Genomic DNA, 20,109 nt, shown 5'->3' with positions numbered 1-20,109 from the left:
CCTCTCCCGCCCCCCCCAAACAACTGCGGGGGGGGGGGGCGTTCGACGCGGGCCCAAAACACATAAATTACCCCCCCCCGGGGGGGGGGGCCCCCCCCGGCCCGGGGCCCCCCCCCCCCCCCGCGAACGGGGATCAGAAGGTCCTGCGGGGGGCCGGCGGGAGCGCCGCGGGGATGTGGTGCATCGCGGTCGGCGCGGGCTGCTGGCCGAGCTGTCCGACCCGCTGCCACTGGGACTGCTGCCCGACCCGCGCGCTCTGTGCCCCCGCGCTGTACGCGCTGTAGGAGCTGCTGAACGACCCCGGGCGGGGCGCCGGGTAGGTGTTCGTGCTGTGCGGGATGTTCCCGAAGGCGGTGAACCCCAGTTCGTCCTCGCCGCTGCGGTCGCCCGGCAGCGAACGGAACGTCTTGACGTACTCGGCGTAGAGCGCGTCGTAGATCGGCGTGGCCGATGGGCCGCCCTGAGCGTCCTGAGCCGGTCGTGCGGACGGGATCGGCTGGAAGGACGGGCGGCGGGGAACGTCGTAGGTGTGCACGTATGTCCAAACGACGCGGCACTGGAAGAGATGCGGTTCGACGGGCGTCGTCGGGGGAGCGCGGGGCTGCGTCCGTGGACGGCCTTTCAGCCGCCGTACGACCGCAGCCCCCGCGCCCGGTGGGCGGACTCAGGTGCCGGCGAGCGGCAGGGCCGCCCCGACCAGCTGCCCGTTGGCCGCTGCCTTGTCCAGCGCGCCCCGCAGCAGGTCCTCCCGGGGCTGACGCCCGATGGAGCCCACCGGCGCCGCGAACATCAGCACCTGCTGGTGCTTGTTGGCGGCGGCCCGCCAGCCCTCCGTCACCTGCAACGGCTGGTGCGCCTGCCACCAGGCGACCGGCTGCCCGCCGTTCACCGAGGGCTGGAGCACCGCGTGCAGCTGGCCCATCGCGAGCAGCACGGACCAGCCGTGCTGCACCGGCGGTACCTCGGTCAGCTCGGACAGCGGCATGAAGCCCTGCTCGATGAGCAGCGGCAGGAAGTCGTCGCCGGCGCCGGTCGTGCCGGGCCGCACGATGGGCGCGGTCGGCTCGACGACCAGGGCCGGGTGCAACTCCCCGGCGATCAGGACGAGTCCGCTGGTGACGCCCAGCACCGCCTGCTCGGGTGCGACCTTGTCGGGGTCCAGGTCGACGGTGTCGCCGCTGATGGAGCGGACCGCCCCCTGGAGCTGCTCCTCGGTGACCTGGACGACCTGGGAGGGCAGACAGGTGGAGTGGGCGAAGGCGAGGACGGCGGTCTCGTCCCCGATGAACAGGACGGTGCTGGTGCGCTCGTTCTCGGAGTCGCCCGGGGTGCGGCAGGACGTGCAGTCGTAACTGCCCGGGGCGTTGTCTCCGGCGAGCAGCCGGTCGGCTTCTTCGTCGCCGATCTCGGCGCGTACCTCGTCGCTGACGTCGAGCATGCGCGGCACGGGTGGCTCCCTCGGATGCGGTGCGTGGGCGAGGCGGGTGGCCCCCGGCTCGTGGTCCGGGTCGGTCCCCGGCTCATGAAGAAGACAACGGGCGATCTGTGGCCAGGGTCACGCTGGATGGCGAACGGAATCGAACCATCCTGCGCGCGCGGTCACGATGCGTGCGGAATCCGCCACTCCATGTCAAGTAACGGAGAGGTCACGGGTGTTGATCCGGTGAGCTGACTCACAGTCCGTCCGGGGGTGTGGTCGACAAATCCGGAAATGAGGGAGCGAAGTAGGTGGCCGAAATTCGCCGCTACCTACGGTAACTGCTAACTGGCCTGGGACAACGGGGAGTTGGTTGATAACGACTCGTCAGCTGCCTAGATTGCTCCGCCGTGTGCAACGAGCACCGCTCGGGTACGTCCGCCGGCCGCGCAGAGCCAGACAGCGCGAAGCACCACCGCCGACGGACGGGGCCGGGCGTGACGACCGCGTCCCGCGCGGCCGACGCGCCCCGGCCAGGGGGAGCCCGGGTTCGTAGAGAGGGATCTACATGTCCGAATGTGCCGATATCCACACCCGCACCTCGTCGCGCAGGACGGCGGTCCTCGCCGGGGCGATCCTGCTCGCCCCCCTCGGACTGCTCTCCGCCACCGGTGACGCCGCGGCGGCCGACAGCGGGGTGTGGGACCGCATCGCCCAGTGCGAGAGCGGCGGCAACTGGTCGATCAACACCGGCAACGGCTACTACGGCGGACTCCAGTTCTCCGCCGGTACCTGGCGCGCGTACGGCGGCACCGCCTACGCGTCGACCGCCGACAAGGCCAGCAAGGCACAGCAGATCTCCGTCGCCACCAAGGTGCAGAACGCCCAGGGGTGGGGCGCGTGGCCGACCTGCTCGGCGCGCGCCGGAGCGTCCGGCAGCGCACCGGGGGCCGGATCGTCCTCCGCCGAGTCGAGCTCCGCCAAGTCGGGCTCCTCGAAGTCCGGTTCTTCGAAGTCCGGCACCTCGAACTCCTCGAAGTCGGGCTCCTCGCGGTCCGGTACCGGCTCCGCGCCCTCGGGTTCCTCCGGTTCCTCGCAGGCGCCGGAGCGCTCGACGGGCCAGACCTCGCGCGGCACGAACCGTGGTGACTACACCGTCCGGACGGGCGACACCCTCAGCACCATCGCGGCCCGCCACGGGCTGACCTGGCAGCGGGTCTACGCCGCCAACCGGGCCGTCGTCGGCGGCGACCCCGACCTGATCGTGCCCGGACAGCGCCTCACGCTCTGAGCCGTCCCCTCCGGGACCGGCGGGCCCCGTCCGGCGGGACGGCCGGGTGGGGTCCGCCCACCCCGTGGGACACACTGGGCGCATGCTGGAGACCTCCGCCCGACTGCTGCGCCTGCTGTCCCTTCTCCAGGCCCACCGCGAGTGGTCGGGCGCCCAGCTCGCCGACCGGCTGGGAGTCACCGCGCGCACCGTCCGCCGGGACGTGGACCGGCTGCGCGAGCTGGGCTACCCGGTCAACGCCAGCCCCGGCACCGGAGGCGGCTACCAGCTCGGCGCCGGCGCCGAGTTGCCGCCGCTGCTGCTGGACGACGACGAGGCCGTCGCCGTCGCGGTGGGGCTGCGGACGGCCGCGGGGCAGGGCATCGAGGGCATCGGCGAGACCTCCGTACGGGCCCTGTCGAAGCTGGAGCAGGTGCTGCCCGACCGGCTCCGGCGTCGGGTGGGGGCCCTGAACGCCTTCACCGTGCCGATGCTGCGCGGCCCGAGGTCCTCCGCCGTCGACCCGGGCATCCTCACCGAGCTCGCCCACCTCTGCCGGGACGCCGAACGCCTGCGTTTCGACTACCGGGGACACGACGGCACGGCGACCCGCCGCACCGTCGAACCGCACCGCCTGGTGTGCACCGAGCGCCGCTGGTACCTGGTCGCCTGGGACCTCGACCGCGCCGACTGGCGTACGTTCCGGGTGGACCGCCTCACGCCGAAGCCGCCGCACGGACCGCGCTTCCCCCCGCGCGAACCGCCCGCCGAGGACCTCGCCGCGTACGTCTCGCAAGGCGTCTCCACGCGCGCGTACGCCACCCGGGCCACCGTCCGGCTGTTCGTGCCCCTGGCCGAGGCCGCCGAACGGATCTCGCCCTCGGCCGGGACGCTGGAGCCCGACGGCGACGGGGCCTGCGTGCTGCGCACCGGGGCCGCGAGCCTCGACGTGATGGTGATCCACGTGATGATGGCGGGCTTCGAGTTCGAGGTGCTGGAGCCCGTGGAGCTGATCGAGGCGATCAGGACGGCCCGTGACCGGCTCGACGGCGCTCTGGCTCGGGCCGCGGGGTCAGGGCCGCGTACTGCGGATGGTGCAGGTCGAACGCCGGGGACTCCGAGCGGACCCTCGGCAGCGTCGTGAAGTTGTGCCGGGGCGGCGGGCAGGACGTCGCCCACTCCAGGGAACGGCCGAACCCCCAGGGGTCGTCCACCTCGACCCTGGTGCCGTACCTGGCGGTCTTCCAGACGTTGTAGAGGAACGGCAGGGTGGAGAGGCCGAGCAGGAAGGAGCCGATCGTCGAGACGGTGTTGAGCGTGGTGAACCCGTCGGCGGCGAGATAGTCGGCGTACCGGCGCGGCATGCCCTCGGCGCCCAGCCAGTGCTGCACCAGGAACGTGGTGTGGAAGCCGGTGAACAGCGTCCAGAAGTGGATCTTTCCCAGCCGTTCGTCGAGCAGCTTCCCGGTGAACTTGGGCCACCAGAAGTGGAATCCGCCGAAGACCGCGAAGACGACCGTGCCGAAGACGACGTAGTGGAAGTGGGCGACCACGAAGTACGAGTCGGAGACGTGGAAGTCCATGGGCGGTGACGCCAGGATCACCCCGGTCAGGCCGCCGAACAGGAACGTGACCAGGAACCCGGTCGCCCACAGCATCGGGGTCTCGAAGGAGAGCGACCCCTTGATCATGGTCCCGGTCCAGTTGAAGAACTTCACGCCCGTCGGGACCGCGATCAGGAAGCTCATGAGGGAGAAGAAGGGCAGCAGCACGGCGCCCGTGACGAACATGTGGTGCGCCCACACCACGATCGACAGCCCGGTGATCGCCATCGTCGCGCCGACCAGGGTGAGGTAGCCGAAGATCGGCTTCCTGCTGAAGACCGGGATGATCTCGGTGATGATCCCGAAGAACGGCAGCGCGATGATGTAGACCTCGGGATGCCCGAAGAACCAGAACAGGTGCTGCCACAGCAGCGCCCCGCCGTTGGCCGCCTCGAACACCGTCGAACCGAACCGCCGGTCCGCCTCCAGCACCAGCAGCGCGGCGGCCAGCACCGGGAAGGCCATCAGGATCAGGATCGACGTGAAGAGCGTGTTCCAGGTGAAGATCGGCATCCGGAACATCGTCATGCCGGGCGCCCGCATCCCGATGATCGTGGTGATGAAGTTGACCGCGCCGAGGATCGTGCCGAAGCCGGCCAGCGCCAGGCCCATGATCCACAGGTCGGGGCCGATCCCCGGCGAGAACTGCCCGCTGTTCAGCGGCGCGTAGGCGAACCAGCCGAACCCCGCCGCGCCGTCCGGTGTCAGCAGCGAGCCCAGCACCGTCAGCCCGCCGAACAGGAACAGCCAGTACGAGAGCATGTTCAGCCGGGGGAAGGCCACGTCCGGGGCGCCGATCTGGAGCGGCATCAGCTCGTTGGCGAAGCCCGCGAAGGACGGGGTCGCGAAGAGCAGCAGCATGATCGTGCCGTGCATCGTGAACAGCTGGTTGAACTGGTCGCCGTCCACGATCTGCAGCCCGGGCCGGGCGAGTTCGGCCCGCATCAGCAGTGCCATGATCCCGCCGACGAGGAAGAAGGAGAAGGACGTGATCAGGTAGAGGTGGCCGATCCTCTTGTGGTCGGTGGTGGTCAGCCAGTCGACGACCACCCGGCCACGGCCACCGCGCCTGGTGCCCGCGGTCCGTGCCGCCGCCACGGTCTGAGTCCCCATCGCTCGCCCCTTCGCTCGCCCTGTGCCGGGCCCGCCGACGCCCCGGGTGCGTACGGAGGATGTGTGGGGGAGCCGTGCATTTCCTATGAGCAGTCAGCTCCCGCGATCCCGTACGGAATCGGAATGCGATGGGGTCGGTGGACGGTTCTCCGCGAACTTTCCGCCGGGCCTTTCGGGGTGGCCGGGCGACACGCGGGAATTACGTTCGAATTCGCGCGGAAGGCGCACGGAACGGCTCGTACATCTGAGCGTCCGCTGTGCCCCGGCCGATGTCATGACCGCCGAAACGCGTGTCGTGATCCTGTGACAGAAGTGTGACCCGAGTGATTCGTATCGCCGGTCCGGGGTTCCCGGGGCGGGGCTCGCCGCCTAGCGTGGCGGTATGGCACCGAATCCCACTCCGCCAGCGGAGCCCCAGGACAATCCGGACGGATACGTCGGCCTCGAGGCCGCTCGGGCCGAGCGGCTCGCGCGCGAACGGGGGTGGTCGACGGTGCGTGCGCTGGCGCCGGGGACGATCGTCACCATGGAGTACCGCTTCGGCCGGTTGAACTTCGAGGTGCGCGACGGGCACGTGGCGCGCGCCTGGAAGGGCTGAGACGCCCGAGAAGGCCGAGACGAGCACGGCGAAGGCCCCGGTTCCCGTCTTCGGGAACCGGGGCCTTCGGGTGCGGAACCGGGTTGTGCGTACCGGGGTCCCGCTGTTCGGGGAGGTCAGCCGCCGGTGAGCGGGCGGGCCGCGGAGGCCGCCGTGCCGCGCGGGAGGCGGTCGGCGTGCGGTGGGCGGCGGCTGCCGACCGGGGTGACCGGGGTGCGCTCCGAGCGGGTCGTGTGCGGGCCCGGCGCCAGATAGACGGGCGCGCGCGGCGACCGGGCCGGGGCGGTCGGCTCGCGGGCCGCGGAGGCCTCCTCCTGAGCCGGCGCACCCGAGGCGAACGGCACGGGTACGGCGACGGGTGCGGCCGGAGCCGGAGCCGGTGCAGGGACCGGGGCGGTACCGGCGCGGCGGTCGCGCCAGCGGTCGCGCAGGTCGAAGATCGCGACCTCGGCGCGGGCGATCAGCGGCTCGCACCAGGGCAGCGCCAGCAGGATCAGCAGACCCGCGGCCCAGCCGAGCACCACGTCGCTGAGCCAGTGGGTGCCGAGGTAGACCGTGGCGAGGCCGACGCCGAGCGAGGTCACCGCCGAGAGCGCGGACAACCAGCGGCGGGCTCTCGGGGTGGAGGCCAGATACGCCAGGATTCCCCAGGTCACGACCGCGTTGGCGGTATGGCCGCTGGGAAATATATCGCCGCCCAGGCCCATCTCGTTCGAGCCGATGGTGGTCGCGTAGTGCGGCCCCAGCCGTCCCATGCCGAGCTTGGCGGCGCCGACGGTGATGTTCAGCAGCAGCAGCGAGGCGCCGAGCGTGAGCAGCGGGCGCAGGGTGTGCTGCCGCCAGGATCTCCAGCCGAGCCAGGCGGCGACCATCACGGCGGTCGGACCGCGCTGGCCGAGGACCACGTAGTAGTCGACGAACCAGTGGATGCCGGACCACTGCTGGTACGGCCGGAAGAACATGACCAGCCAGTCGAGGCGGACCAGCCACGAGGTGATCACCACGAGCCACACGATCGCCAGATAGAAGGCCAGGGTCGCCAGGGCCAGCGCGACCCGGTGCCTGCTCATCTTCGGGACATCGATGTGGGCCGGTCGTTCCGGCTCCCGGTCGAGCCTGGCGAACACCCGGTCCAGACGGGTGAGGTTTTGTTCGGTACGCACCTAAACGACGTTACAGCGAGTGAGCTCGCGACCCGGCCGATTCCGCTGGTTTGTGATGACGATGTGATGTGGGATTGCTCTCAGAAGGGCAATTATTCCTGTGGAATCACTAATCGTCGAACGCCGTTCCCTTCAATTCCTTTGATCATTCCAGGAGATAGTTTTAGGGAACGTATAAGAGGGTTCACCGGAAAGGCGGATTCTCTTACGGAGGACCGCTGCCGTTCAGCCACCACGCGCCGTACACGGCCGATGCCGCCGCGAGGCACCCCACCACCGGAGCCGACCTGGACGTCCGCAGCCGGGCCAGGGCCAGGGCGGGCGGCAGCAGCAGCGGGAAGGCCGGCAGCAGCAGACGCGGCTTGGAACCGAAGTAGCTCGACGCGCACAGGGCGAGCGCGAGGACCGCACCCCCGTACACCAGCAGCGGGAGCGGCTGGCGCTGCCGCACGCAGACGACGTACAGCCACAGCAGCAGGGCGACGCCGACGATCAGTCCGACGCCGGCGAGGGCCGACGGGAATGACGTGAACTTGTCGGCGACGAAGCGGGCGAAGGCGTAGCCGCCGTCGAAGCCGTTGCGCCAGCCCGCCTGGACGTCGAGGTAGCCGAGCGGGCCCTTGCCGGTGCGGTGGCCGACCCACAGGACGTATCCGGCGACGCCGAGGGGCGCGAGGAGCATGCCGAGGGCGCGTGGCACGACACGGGTGCCGGTCTTCCCGGCCCCGCGCCGGGGAGGGGAGTCGGCGGTCGGGGTCTCCCGGTCGCGGACGGTCGGGTTCTTCCGGTCGCGGACGAAGGACGCCACGGCCGCCGCCCAGACCGCCGCGACCACCGCCAGCCCCACCGGACGGGTCAGACCGGCCAGCGAGGCGAGTACCCCCGCGGTCACCCAGCGGCCGGTGAGCACCGCGTACAGCGACCAGGCGGCCAGCGCGGTGAACAGTGACTCGCTGTACGCCATCGACTGCACGATCCCGACGGGCAGGACGGCCCACACCAGCACCGCGCACACCCCGGCCCGGCGCCCGTACACCTGGTCGGCGACCGCGAAGACGCCCCAGGCCGCGGCGAACGAGGCGAGCAGGGACACGGTGAAACCGGCGTCGGCGTACGACAGCGGGGTCACCGCGTGCAGAGACCTCTCCAGCCAGGGCAGCAGCGGGAAGAAGGCGAGGTTGGAGTGGACGTCGCCGTTCGGCAGACGGACCTCGTAGCCGTATCCCAGCTCGGCGACCCTGGTGTACCACAGGGCGTCCCAGCGGGCGGTCAGCAGCGTGTACGCGCTCTTGTCGCGGGCGGCGCTCCACAGCACCAGGGCGAGCAGACCCAGGGCACGCACGGCCGCGTACCCCAGGAGGGCGGGAGCCGCCCGGCGCAGGGTCGCGGAGCCGGGGGGCGTCACGCGCGTATCGAGATCGGTCACGGGCCCGATTATCGACGGCCCGCCCGGCGACCCGGTCCGGCGGGGCTCCCGGGGCGCTCCGGGAGGCGGCGCGGGGCGGGGCACGGGGGGTGGCGCGGGGCGGGGTACGGGGTGGTGCGGGGCGGGGTACGGGGGGTGGCCCGGAAGTGACACGGGAGTGGCGTACGCCACATGGGTTGCCCATGGGTCGTGAGAGGTCCGCCACGTGGCCCTGGCGCGAACTCGCGTACGCTGCGTTCCACTCGTGTTCGTCTGCGCGGGCCGGAGACACCGCTCCTCTCCGGCCGAGCCGCGGGGAGTCCCCACCCCGTGAGCCCGCCGAACCGGGGGATCACCTGGGAGGTGCGTACATGTCCGGGACGACCACGGCCGCCGCTGGGCTGCGCCGTCGGGCGGCCGGGGCCGGTGCCAACCGCTGGGTCGTCCTGGTGGTGCTGTGCGTCAGCCTGCTGCTGGTGGCCGTCGACGCGACCGTGCTGCATGTGGCGGTGCCCGCCGTCACCGAGGACCTGCGGCCCGGCGCGATCGAACTGCTCTGGATCGTCGACACCTATCCGCTGGTCTGCGCCGCGTTGCTGATCCTCTTCGGCACGCTCGGCGACAAGGTGGGCCGTAGACGGATCCTGCTGCTCGGCTACGCCCTGTTCGGCGTCGCCTCCGCGCTGGCCGCGTTCGCGGGCAGCGCGCAGACCCTGATCCTGGCGCGTGCGCTGCTGGGTGTGGGCGGCGCGATGATCATGCCCGCGACGCTGTCGATCCTGCGGCAGGTGTTCCCGGAGCGGCGTGAGCGGGCGCTCGCGATCGGTATCTGGAGCGCGGTGGCCGCGGTGGGCGCGGCGGTCGGCCCGCTTCTGGGCGGCTTCCTCCTCGAGCACTTCTGGTGGGGCTCGGTCTTCCTCGTCAACATCCCGCTGATGCTGGTCAGCCTGCCGGTGGGCCGGCTTCTGCTGCCCGAGTCGCGGGGCACGGCGAACGGCCCCTGGGACGTGGTCGGCGCGCTGATGGCGGCGGCCGGCCTGTTCGGCGTCGTGCTGGGCGTGAAGCGGCTGGGCGGCGGGGAACTCGGGCTGTTCACCGTCGTGCCGCTGATGGTGGGCGCGGTGCTGATCGTGCTGTTCGTCCGCCGTCAGCGACGTCGCCTGCATCCACTGGTGGACCTGCGGATGTTCGGGCGGCCGGCGTTCAGTACGTCGGTCGGGTGCATCGTGCTGGCGATGCTGGCACTGGTGGGCCTCGAACTGATCGCGGCGCAGTACCTGCAGCTGGTGCTGGGGCTGTCCCCACTGGAGACGGGCCTGCGACTGCTGCCCCTGACCTTCGCCGCGATGGCGGCCGGGCTGGCCGGGGCACGGCTGCTCCGGCAGTTCGGGCCGCGCCGGATGGTGTGCGGGGGGTTCGTCCTCACCGCGCTGGCGGTGCTGACACTCACCGCGATGGGCGGGTCGGACAACACGGGGCTGCTGCTGTTCGGGTTCCTGCTGCTGGGCTTCGGCCTGGAGACGACCTTGTTCGCGGCGTACGAGTCGATGCTGAGCGAGGCTCCGCCGGAGCAGGCGGGCGGGGCGGCGGCGATCGGGGAGACGTCGTACCAGCTGGGCGCGGGGATCGGGATCGCGCTGCTCGGAAGCGTGATGAACGCCGCGTACGCGCCCGGGCTGAAGTCCGTGCCGGGGGTGCCGGCGTCGGCGTCGGACGCGGCGGGGCATTCGCTGGGCGAGGCGTACGAGGTCGCCGGGCAGTTGGGCGGGCCGGTCGGGGTCGCGCTGCGGCGGGTCGCCAGGGACAGCTTCGTGCACGGGCTGCATGTCACGCTGCTGGTGAGTGCCGGGTTGCTGCTGCTGGGGGCGGTGTGGGCGCTGCGGCTGCCGCGGGTCATGCAGTGCGAGGTGCCTCCGGCGGGAGTGGAGCTTCCGTCGCCCCGGGAAGTCGTGGAGTCCCGCGTCTCCGCATGAGGGTCTGCGCATGAGCCTCTCCGCATGAGCCTCCCGGCCACGCGCCCACCCCGCCACCACCCGTCCGCTGTCGATCGAAAGGTGGGCGTTTCCCGCGGGAGACGCGTCGCCGTCGGCGGCTTGCGGTAGCGTCGGACCTGGTAGTTAGCGGTGCTAGTTTTAGTCTGGCGGAGGGTTTGCCGATGTCTGCGTCCTCGAAGTTGCCCCCGTTCGACCCCGCCGATCCCCTGGGGATCGACGATCTGCTGGAGCCGGAGGATCTCGCGATCCGGGACACCGTGCGTAACTGGGCCGCGGACCGGGTGCTGCCCCGGGTCGCCGAGTGGTACGAGCGCGGGGAGCTGCCGGAGATCCGGGAGCTGGCGCGCGAGCTCGGCGCCATCGGGGCGCTCGGGATGTCGCTGAGCGGCTACGGGTGCGCCGGCGCCAGCGCCGTGCAGTACGGCCTCGCCTGTCTCGAGCTCGAAGCCGCCGACTCCGGCATCCGGTCCCTCGTCTCGGTGCAGGGCTCCCTCGCCATGTACGCCCTGCACCGCTTCGGCAGCGAGGAGCAGAAGCGGACCTGGCTGCCGGGGATGGCCGCGGGCGAGATCATCGGGTGCTTCGGGCTCACCGAACCCGATCACGGCTCCGACCCGGCCGGCATGCGGACGTACGCCAAGCGGGACGGCTCCGACTGGGTGCTCAACGGCCGCAAGATGTGGATCACCAACGGGTCCGTCGCCGGGGTGGCCGTCGTCTGGGCGCAGAGCGACGACGGGATCCGCGGCTTCGTGGTGCCCGCCGGCACTCCGGGGTTCTCCGCGCCCGAGATCAAGCACAAGTGGTCCCTGCGGGCCAGCGTGACCAGCGAGCTCGTGCTCGACGACGTGCGGTTGCCCGCCGACGCCGTCCTGCCGGAGGCCACCGGGCTGCGCGGACCGCTCAGCTGTCTGTCCCACGCGCGCTACGGCATCGTGTGGGGGGCGATGGGAGCGGCGCGCTCCTGCTTCGAGACCGCCGTCGAGTACGCGAAGACCCGCGAGCAGTTCGGACGGCCCATCGGGGGGTTCCAGCTCACCCAGGCCAAGCTCGCCGACATGGCGGTCGAGCTGCACAAGGGGATTCTGCTCGCCCATCATCTGGGGCGGCGCATGGACGCCGGCCGCCTGCGTCCCGAGCAGGTCAGCTTCGGCAAGCTCAACAACGTGCGGGAGGCGATCGAGATCTGCCGGACCGCCCGCACCGTCCTCGGCGCCAACGGGATCTCGCTCGAATACCCCGTCATGCGCCACGCGACCAACCTCGAGTCGGTCCTCACCTACGAGGGCACCGTCGAGATGCACCAGCTCGTGCTGGGCAAGGCGCTCACCGGACTCGACGCCTTCCGCTGAGCCGGCCCGGGAGCCGGGGCAGGGCCGGTGAGCGGCCCTGCCTCAGCTCTGGTTGAAGAAACCGTCCGTGCGGTGCGCGGACGGGTCTCCGTTCACGATCTCCGTGTTGGCGGGGCTCAGCAGGAACACGCGGGTGGACACCCGCTCGATCGAACCCCGCAGGCCGAAGATCAGCCCGGCCGCGAAGTCGACGACGCGCTTGGCGTCGCCGGCCTCCATGGCCGTGAGGTTCATGATGACCGGCACGCCCTCGCGGAACAGTTCACCGATCGCCCGTGCGTCCCGGAAGCTGTCCGGGGTGACGGTGCCGATCCGGCGGCCCTTCTCCTCGGCCGTGTCCGTCGCCACCTTCACACGGGGGTCGGTGACCCAGGCGTCGCCCGAGTCGGTCCCCTCGGAATAGTCGTCGTCGTAGTAACGCTCGTCATCGTTGTCGTCGACGAGGCCAAGCCAGGCACTCGCCTTGCGCACCGATCCCATGGACGCCTCCTCTCACAGCGGTCTTTCTGCTTTCCGCATTCCCCATGGTCGTCCATGATGCGGATGTCGCGCCAAGTGGATAGACGCCGCGCGGGGGGTTTGTGACGGTACTGGTGCACAGCGAATCCGTCGAGAGCCCGCGTCTCCCAAGGGTCGTACCGCATACGGCTGCTGACTGTGAGTGAAATATGATTCTTCGTGGCGAACGAGTGACGCACGGTGCGTCCGGGTGAACCGAGTGCCCCCGATCCGGCATGACAATCGGTCGATAGCATGCCGCAGCTGAATGTCCCAAGGACGACGGGGGTTGTCGTGTTCGGAATCGTCAGGCCGTGCAGTCACCGGCTCGGGGAGGGTCTCAGGACCCAGTGGATGGCCCACCTGTGCGGGCTGTGTCTCGCGCTGCGCGGCGACCACGGGCAGTTCGCGCGGGTCGTCACCAACTACGACGGGCTGCTCATATCGGTCCTGACGGAGGCTCAGGCGGCCCGGGTCACGGTCGGCGGAGGGCGGCGGACGGCGGGACCGTGCCCGCTGCGCGGGATGCGCACCGCGTCCGTCGCGCAGGGCGAGGGCGCCCGGCTCGCGGCCGCCGTCTCGCTGGTGCTCGCCTCGGCCAAGGTGCGCGACCACGTCGCCGACGGCGACGGGCTGCTGGCGCGGCGGCCCGTCGCCGTAGCCGCGCGCCGGGTCGCCGCGAGCTGGGGCCGGGCCGGGGAACGCGGCGGGGCCGCCGTCGGATTCGACACCGCCGTCCTCGTCGACGCGGTGGAACGGCAGGTGGGCATCGAGGCGCTCGCCGGGCCCGGCACCCCGCTGTGCGCCGTCACCGAGCCGACCGAGACCGCGACCGCCGCCGCCTTCGCGCACACCGCGGTCCTGGCGGGCCGGCCCGGCAACGCCGCTCCGCTCGCCGAGGCCGGCCGGCTCTTCGGACGGCTGGCGCATCTGCTGGACGCGGTCGAGGACCGGGAGTCCGACGCGGCGGCCGGTGCCTGGAACCCGCTGACGGCCACCGGCACCCCGCTCACCGAGGCCCGCCGGCTCGCCGACGACGCCCTGCACGGCATCCGGCTCGCGTTGCGTGATGTCGAGTTCGAGGACGGCAGGCTCGCGCATCTGCTGCTGGCGCACGAGCTGGAGCGGTCGGTCGACCGGGCGTTCGGGACCCAGTCCTGCGGGCACGCGCACCCGCCGGAGGGCGCCTTCGGGCCGCCGACCGGCCCGTACGCCCCCCAGGGGCCGGCGGACCCGCACGCGCCCGGCAACCCCTACGGCGGCAATCCCTTCGGCGGTGAGCCGCCGCGGCCCGGGAAGCGGGGCTTCTGGGCCGGCTGCGCGGTCGCGCTCGGGCTGTGCTGCACCTGCCGGGCCTGCTGCGCCGACGAGTTCGAGGGGCCCTGGTCGCGGAAGAAGCGCGAGGGCTGGTGCCGCGACGGCTGTGACGGCTGCGATTGCTGCTGCGACGGGTGTCAGTGCTGCGAGTGCTGTGAGTGCTGCTCCTGCGACTGCTGACGCGGCGTCACTGTTGCGGCCCGTGGCGCCCCGTGCGGGGCGCCACGGTGAGCGGCGGGCATCCCCGGAACGTATCTCCGGTCGAGGACGCGGACTTCGTACGGCCGTCCATCGTCATCGGCGGTTCGGCCGTTCGCGTGCCGGCAACCCGCGGAGCCGTCGCTCCGGATGCGCGAAAGGATCAATGATCATGCCCGGGCGCTCTGACAAAACCGTTCCGCTCGCCGTGAAGATCGTGGTGAGCGGCGGGCTCGGGGTCGGGAAGACGACCTTCATCGGGGCCGTCTCCGAGATCGACCCGCTCGACACCGAGGCGCCGATCACCCAGGTGTCGGTCGGCGTGGACTCGCTCGTGGGCGTGGAGTCCAAGACCACCACCACCGTCGCGCTCGACTTCGGACGGATCACGCTCGACCCGGCCATCGCGCTGTACCTGTTCGGCACGCCGGGGCAGGACCGGTTCTCCTTCCTGTGGGACGACTTGGTGGAGGGCGCGCTCGGAACGGTGGTCCTCGCGGACACCCGGCGGATCGAGGAGTGTTTCCCGGCCGTCGACTACTTCGAGGCCCAGGGCGCGCCGTTCGTCCTCGCGGTGAATCGCTTCGACGGGGCCGAACACTTCGAACTGGAGGAGGTGCGGGCGGCGTTGGGGCTGAACGCCGACGTGCCCGTGCTGGAGTGCGACGCGCGTGAGCGCGGTTCCGTGCGGGACGTGCTGGGGGCGTTGATGGATCGGGTGGTCGGGTTCCGCGCCGCTCCGGGACGGAGGGCGGTCGGGGCGCGCTGATCGCAGCGGGACAGGCGTGGGGTACGGCGAAAACGGTGGAAAAGGTGCGGCTCGAGGGGAGAGCGCGGGTGTGAAGGCGGAGCTGCGTGAGGGGAGTACGCGAGAAGGGCGCCCCGGAAGCGGGGGCCGCAGTGGGTCAGCTCAACAGGAACAGGACCACACGCGACCGAAGTCGATGTGGGAGCGGGTGACCAGACACTGCTGCGGATGCATGGGCCAAGTGGAACAGGTCTCCGGTTAGGCGTCAACCGACTTGAGACGTACCGCTCACAGTGTGGACGGCCTTGACAGTGAGGGGAAACGCCCACGTACTCTCGCTGCACGGCCCTGCTGAGGGGCTCGGCCGTATCTGCGCCGCGCGGCGCGCCCCATTCGGTGTGTGAAGGCACCTACCCGTGTTCGATCCCAGCTGTCACGGAGCCTTCGCATGTCTTCCGAAACCCTCGACCCCGAATCCCCTGCCACCCTCGTGATCGTCGGGGCCGGGCCGCGGGGGACCGGCCTCATCGAGCGGATCGCCGCCAACGCGTCCGAGCTGTACGCCGGTTCGGGGCTCGACATCCATCTCGTCGATCCGCATCCGCCGGGCGCCGGGCGCATCTGGCGCGCCGCCCAGTCGCCGCTGCTGTGGATGAACTCGCATGCCGAGGACGTCACCATGTTCACCGACGAGACGGTGGAGATGGCCGGTCCGGTGCGGCCCGGCCCGACGCTGCACGAGTGGGCCGGCCTCGACGGGGGCACCTTCGCCGACCGGCAGATCCAGGGCTCCTATCTGCGCTGGGTGCACGAGCAGGCGGTCGCCGCCCTGCCCCCGGAGGTCACCGTCCACCATCATCCGGGGCGCGCCCTGCGGGTGAGCGGCCCCCGGGCGGGACGCCAGCAGGTGTGGCTGGAAGGCCGGGACCAGCCCCTGTCCGCCGACCTCGTCGTCCTCGCCCTCGGCCATCTCGACGCCGAACTCGACCAGGAACAGCGCGAGTTGGCGGCCTACGCGGAGGAGCACGGGCTCGTCCATCTGCCGCCGGACTTCACGGCCGACAGCGACCTGTCCGCGCTGCCGGCCGGTGAGCCCGTGCTGGTGCGTGGTTTCGGGCTCGCCTTCGTCGACCTGATGGTGCTGCTCACCGAGGGCCGCGGCGGCCGGTACGAGGGGGACACCTATGTGCCCTCGGGACGGGAACCGGTGCTGTACGTCGGCTCGCGGCGCGGTGTGCCGTACCACTCGAAGATCGGCTACGACTGGACCGGTGAGCGGCCGCCGCTGCCCCGGTTCCTGGGGCCCGCCGAGATCGACGGACTGCTCGCGCGGCCCGAGGGCTTCGACTTCCGGCGGGATGTGTGGCCGTTGGTGGAGAAGGAGCTGGGCTTCGCCCACTACCACCGGCTGTTCACGGTCCACGCCGAGCGGACCGCGATCGCCTGGACCGACTTCGAGGAGAAGTACGAGGCCGCGGCCGAGGGCGCCGAACGGGAGGCCCTGGTGGCATCCGCCGTGCCCGATCCGCGGGACCGGCTCGACCTGGCCGCCCTCGACCGGCCGTTGGACGGCGTGACGTACGGGTCCTTCGAGGAGTTCCAGGAAGGGCTGCGCGGCTATGTGGAGGACGACCTGAGCCGCCGTCACGACGCCGCCCACAGCACCGACCTGGCCGTGTTCCTCGGACTGCTGTCCGTGTACGGGCAGCTGATCCGGCTCGGGGGCATCGGCTCCTGGTGGCACGGATTCTTCAGCTACCTCGCCTCCGGGCCGCCGGGCCCCCGGCTGAGACAGCTGCTCGCGCTGTCCCGGGCGGGCGTGCTGAAGTTCGTCGGGGCCGACATGGCCGTACACGCGCGGGACGGGGTGTTCCGGGCGTCGAGCGCCACCGTGCCGGGTTTCTCGGTCGAGGCGCGGGCGCTGGTGGAGGCCCGGCTGCCGGAGCCGACGCTCCGGCGCGCCCTCGACCCGCTGCTGCGGGACCTGCACGCCGACGGCGCCGGCGAGACCCCGGACGGACTGCTGCGGGTGGACCGGGCCGACGGCCGGGTCCTGGACCGGGCCGGCCTGCCGCACCCACGGCGCTTCGCGCTCGGGCCGCACACCGACGGCCGTACGCCGGGCGCGTTCACCCGGCCGCGCACCGGCGGCCCCGCGTTTCGGCAGAACGACGCCACCGCCCGGGCCGTCCTGGTGTTCCTGCGGGATCTGGGCGCCGATGCCGTCGGGTGAACCGCTCCACTTCGAAGCGTCACGGAAGAAAGGGTTCTCCCCCATGACCTCATCGCACGGCCGGGGCCCGCTGCACCTGGCGGCCGCGGTCGACCAGCCGGGGGCGTACGACGCCGGGCCCTATGTCGAGCTGGCGCGGCTCGCCGAGCGGGGCGGACTCGACTTCGTGACGCTGGACGACACCTTCGCCCGGCCCGGGCCCGACGCGTCGGCCGTGCTGTCCCGGGTGGCGCCCGCCACGCAGCGCGTCGGACTGGTGCCCACCCTCACCACCACCCACACCGAGCCCTTCCACGTCCAGGCCACGGTCGCCACGCTCGACTGGGTCAGCCGCGGCCGGGCCGGCTGGCGGATCGACGTCTCCACCACGGAGGGGGAGGCCCGTCTCTTCGGCCGCCGGCACTCCGCACCGCTGGACGCGCTGTGGCGGGAGGCCGGCGAAGTCGCCGACGTGGCGGCCAGACTGTGGGACAGCTGGGAGGACGGCGCCGAGATACGGCACGTGCCGACCGGCCGTTTCCTCGACCGGGACAAGCTGCACCACGTCGACTTCACCGGCGCGGCCTTCTCGGTGCGGGGCCCCTCCCTGGCGCCCAGACCTCCGCAGGGACACCCCGTGCGCGTGGTCGACGCCACCGAGGGACACGCCCGGTCCACCGCCGCCCGCCACGCCGACGTGGCCCTCGTACGCGCGGTGAGCCCCGCGCAGGCCCGCACCGTCCGCGACCGGCTGCGGGCCGACGCGGCCGGAGCGGGGCGCGACCCGAACTCCCTGCTCGTCCTGGTGAGTCTGCTGATCGACCTCGGGGACGGCGAGCACGCCGCCGAACCCGGCCACGGCGGCGGCGGCCCCCGGCAGACCGCGCAGGGCCCGCTCTACCGGGGCGGCCCCGTCGACCTCGCCGACCTGATCACCTCCTGGTACAAGGACGGCGCCGCCGACGGCTTCCACCTCGTTCCCGTCGAACCGCGCCGCGATCTGGAACGGCTGGTCAACGGCACGGTCGCGCTGCTTCAGCACCGTGGTCTGTTCCGCACCTTCTATCCGGGCAGCACGCTCCGCGAGCACCTGGGACTGGGCCGGCCCGCCAACCAGTACGCGGGGGGAGCGGCATGAGCGGCCGTGAACCCCACGGCCCGAGGCCGCCCGGCAAGCACGTCCACCTGGCCGCGTACTTCCCCGGCGCCGACACCACCACCGTCTGGACCGGCCCCGAGACGAAGTCGCCGATCGAGTTCTCCTCCTTCGAGCACCTCGCCCGGACCGCCGAACGCGGCCTGTTCGACTTCTTCCTCCTCGCCGAGGGGCTGCGGCCGCGCGGACACCGGGGCCGTATCCACGACCTGGACGTGGCGGGCCGCCCCGAGCCGCTCACCGTCCTCAACGCGCTCGCCGCCGTGACCGAGCGCCTGGGGCTGGCCGCCACGGCCGACGCCACCTTCAACGAGCCGTTCGAACTCGCCCGCAGACTGGCCACCCTGGACCATCTCAGCGGCGGCCGGGCGGCCTGGCACGTGGTGACCTCCTCGGACGACCTCACCGGCGAGAACTTCCGCAGAGGGGGTTACCTCGACCGCGCCGACCGGTACCCGCGGGCCACCGAGTTCGTCGCCACCGCGAGAAGACTGTGGGACTCCTGGACAGCGGACGAGGCGTCCCGGCCGTTCGCGCACCAGGGCCGGTACTTCGACATCGCCGGGGAGTTCACCGTGCCCCGCTCACCGCAGGGACACCCGGTGGTGATCCAGGCGGGGGCCTCCGGAGAGGGCCGGGAGTTCGCGGCCGCCACCGCCGATGTCGTCCTCGCGCGGCACGGCACGCCGGAGGCCGGGCGCGCCTTCTACGCCGACGTCAAGAGAAGGCTGGCCAAGTACGGCCGTACCGAAGACGACCTGAAGATCATGTCCGGCGTCACCGTCGTCCTCGGTGACAACGCCGCCGAGGCACAGGAACGGGCCGCCACGATCAGACGGCAGCAGGTCTCCCCGCAGCGCGCCCTCCTCACCCTGGAGCGGCTCTGGGGCGTCGACCTGTCGGCGTACGACCCCGACGGGCCGTTGCCCGAGTTCGACCCGGTGGCCGACCCGCGGCCGGCGTGGGGCCGTCCCCGGCACGGTGAGGCCGTCGCGACGGCCGGGAGGCTGCGCGCCCTGTCCAAGGAGAAGGGGCTGTCCATCCGGCAGACCGTGATCGAGACGAGCGCCCGGCAGTCCCTCGTCGGCACGCCCGAGGCGGTCGCCGCCGAACTCGCGCGGTGCGTGCGCGAGGACGCCGCCGACGGCTTCGTCCTCGTACCGCAGCTCACGCCCGGCGGGCTCGACGAGTTCGTCGACCGGGTGGTGCCGCTGCTTCAGGAACGCGGCGTGTTCCGTACGGAGTACGAAGGACACACCCTGCGCTCCCACCTCGGACTGCCCGGCCCGGTGGGGGACGGACAGACCCCATGACGAGACGACAGAACGGAGCCCCGGCGCCTGAGACGGCCCGGGGGAACCCCCGGCTGGAGGACTCTCCGGGCGGTCGACTTCCGGACACCCCCGGGACCTGGGTGGCGTAAGAGGACGCCGTGGTGCTCACCGCGACCGACTCCGACGGCCTGACCGCGGACGGGAAGCCGTTCAGCGGGGAGGTACGGCTCGGCGCCGGCACCGGACCGACGGACGCGGCAGGGGGCCGCGCACGGTGACCGGCCGCCGGTGGTGCCGGTCCGTGAGGACGTCCGGGAGGCAGGCGACTTCGCCCCCGGCTCGGCGGCCCGGCACGGGTTCCCCGGCATCGACGCGCCCCCCGCGACGCGCGCCGGGCGGTGCCCGGACGCTCCACCCCGTACGGCGAGGACCGTACCGCCGGGGTGCCGAACGCCGACGGGCGCGGGCGTGGTCCCGGGATCGGCGGAGAACCGGCGTTCGTCCTGGCCGGGCAGCGGCTGCCCGCCAGGTGAGCGCGCGGGGCGACGGTTCGCCGTGGGCCGTGTCCGCCGGCGGCGTGAGCAGCTACCGGTTCCGGTTCCCGTACTCCGGCGCACCCGACGCGGACGGACGCACGACCGTCGACCTCGACCGGGCCGTACCGCCTCCGTGCGCCTGTGCGGATGCTTTCCTCCGCCCCTGCCCGCCGCCGGGGAACACATAGGACGTGGCGGTCGAGGCAGGGGAGCGCAACCTGGTCTGAGCTGGGGCAAGAGGCTGCAAGAGGGCT

General features: G+C 72.1%; 15 protein-coding genes and 1 pseudogene. 10 read left to right on the top strand and 6 right to left on the bottom strand.

The features are described from left to right. Window positions 1-133 precede the first annotated feature (133 nt). Together ABT070_RS21310 and ABT070_RS21305 are read right to left on the bottom strand one after the other, a co-directional pair. Window positions 134-535 carry a hypothetical protein gene (locus tag ABT070_RS21310; RefSeq protein WP_351762860.1) on the bottom strand — a complete coding sequence of 134 codons (402 nt, stop codon included), beginning with the start codon at window positions 533-535 and terminating at the stop codon, window positions 134-136. A gap of 129 nt (window positions 536-664) precedes the next feature. Further along, entirely contained in the window at window positions 665-1,447 is a 783-nt protein-coding gene (locus tag ABT070_RS21305; RefSeq protein WP_351762857.1) for a DUF8842 C-terminal domain-containing protein, read from the bottom strand. A 538-nt stretch (window positions 1,448-1,985) separates the two neighbouring features. On the opposite strand from ABT070_RS21305, the gene ABT070_RS21300 reads away from it, so the two are divergent. Further along, complete coding sequence (locus ABT070_RS21300; protein ID WP_351762854.1) at window positions 1,986-2,708, top strand: LysM peptidoglycan-binding domain-containing protein; 723 nt, start codon at window positions 1,986-1,988, stop codon at window positions 2,706-2,708. 82 nt (window positions 2,709-2,790) lie between these two features. Further along, window positions 2,791-3,831: a helix-turn-helix transcriptional regulator gene (locus ABT070_RS21295; RefSeq protein ID WP_351762852.1), complete on the top strand. Its 1,041-nt coding sequence runs from the start codon at window positions 2,791-2,793 to the stop codon at window positions 3,829-3,831. Here the strand turns inward: ABT070_RS21295 and ctaD are convergent. Next, window positions 3,830-5,404: pseudogene (gene ctaD / locus ABT070_RS21290) on the bottom strand (aa3-type cytochrome oxidase subunit I); the annotation flags it as partial. The gene ABT070_RS21295 and the pseudogene ctaD sit on opposite strands and share 2 nt — an antisense overlap. Window positions 5,405-5,786: 382 nt before the next feature. Between ctaD and ABT070_RS21285 the strand changes: the two are divergent. Further along, window positions 5,787-6,002, top strand: coding sequence for an I78 family peptidase inhibitor (locus ABT070_RS21285; protein WP_351762849.1), 216 nt, complete (start codon window positions 5,787-5,789; stop codon window positions 6,000-6,002). 116 nt (window positions 6,003-6,118) lie between these two features. Here ABT070_RS21285 and ABT070_RS21280 read toward each other — a convergent pair whose 3' ends face one another. Both ABT070_RS21280 and ABT070_RS21275 read right to left on the bottom strand, forming a co-directional pair. Next, window positions 6,119-7,165 carry a phosphatase PAP2 family protein gene (locus tag ABT070_RS21280; protein ID WP_351762846.1) on the bottom strand — a complete coding sequence of 349 codons (1,047 nt, stop codon included), beginning with the start codon at window positions 7,163-7,165 and terminating at the stop codon, window positions 6,119-6,121. Window positions 7,166-7,370: 205 nt separating this feature from the next. Beyond that, window positions 7,371-8,591, bottom strand: a complete 1,221-nt coding sequence (locus ABT070_RS21275) for a mannosyltransferase family protein (RefSeq protein WP_351762843.1) — start codon at window positions 8,589-8,591, stop codon at window positions 7,371-7,373. Window positions 8,592-8,941: 350 nt separating this feature from the next. Here ABT070_RS21275 and ABT070_RS21270 point away from each other — a divergent pair, with 350 nt between their 5' ends. Both ABT070_RS21270 and ABT070_RS21265 read left to right on the top strand, forming a co-directional pair. Next, a complete protein-coding gene (locus tag ABT070_RS21270; protein WP_351762840.1) occupies window positions 8,942-10,543 on the top strand; it encodes an MFS transporter in 1,602 nt (533 codons plus the stop codon). Between the two features lie 182 nt (window positions 10,544-10,725). Next, window positions 10,726-11,916: an acyl-CoA dehydrogenase family protein gene (locus ABT070_RS21265; RefSeq protein WP_351762837.1), complete on the top strand. Its 1,191-nt coding sequence runs from the start codon at window positions 10,726-10,728 to the stop codon at window positions 11,914-11,916. Between the two features lie 42 nt (window positions 11,917-11,958). On the opposite strand, the gene ABT070_RS21260 is transcribed toward ABT070_RS21265, so the two are convergent. After that, on the bottom strand, window positions 11,959-12,396 hold the full coding sequence (locus ABT070_RS21260) for a cell division protein SepF (protein ID WP_310435202.1): 438 nt from the start codon (window positions 12,394-12,396) through the stop codon (window positions 11,959-11,961). A 312-nt stretch (window positions 12,397-12,708) separates the two neighbouring features. Between ABT070_RS21260 and ABT070_RS21255 the strand changes: the two genes are divergently transcribed. The 5 genes from ABT070_RS21255 to ABT070_RS21235 all read left to right on the top strand — a co-directional run bounded on the left by ABT070_RS21255 (window position 12,709) and on the right by ABT070_RS21235 (window position 19,358). Then, window positions 12,709-13,911, top strand: a complete 1,203-nt coding sequence (locus tag ABT070_RS21255; RefSeq protein ID WP_351762834.1) for a DUF5685 family protein — start codon at window positions 12,709-12,711, stop codon at window positions 13,909-13,911. Window positions 13,912-14,101: 190 nt separating this feature from the next. Beyond that, complete coding sequence (locus ABT070_RS21250) at window positions 14,102-14,698, top strand: GTP-binding protein (protein ID WP_351762831.1); 597 nt, start codon at window positions 14,102-14,104, stop codon at window positions 14,696-14,698. A 427-nt stretch (window positions 14,699-15,125) separates the two neighbouring features. Further along, a complete protein-coding gene (locus ABT070_RS21245) occupies window positions 15,126-16,910 on the top strand; it encodes an FAD/NAD(P)-binding protein (protein ID WP_351762828.1) in 1,785 nt (594 codons plus the stop codon). A gap of 43 nt (window positions 16,911-16,953) precedes the next feature. After that, window positions 16,954-18,027 carry an LLM class flavin-dependent oxidoreductase gene (locus ABT070_RS21240; protein WP_351762825.1) on the top strand — a complete coding sequence of 358 codons (1,074 nt, stop codon included), beginning with the start codon at window positions 16,954-16,956 and terminating at the stop codon, window positions 18,025-18,027. After that, window positions 18,024-19,358, top strand: a complete 1,335-nt coding sequence (locus ABT070_RS21235) for an NtaA/DmoA family FMN-dependent monooxygenase (RefSeq protein ID WP_351762823.1) — start codon at window positions 18,024-18,026, stop codon at window positions 19,356-19,358. The genes ABT070_RS21240 and ABT070_RS21235 overlap by 4 nt, the downstream gene beginning before the upstream one ends. The last annotated feature ends 751 nt before the right edge of the window (window positions 19,359-20,109 follow it).

This window comes from Streptomyces sp. NPDC002884 (genome assembly GCF_040295245.1).
Classification (GTDB): Bacteria; Actinomycetota; Actinomycetes; order Streptomycetales; family Streptomycetaceae; genus Streptomyces.
This window is presented reverse-complemented; position numbering and strand designations above follow the sequence as displayed.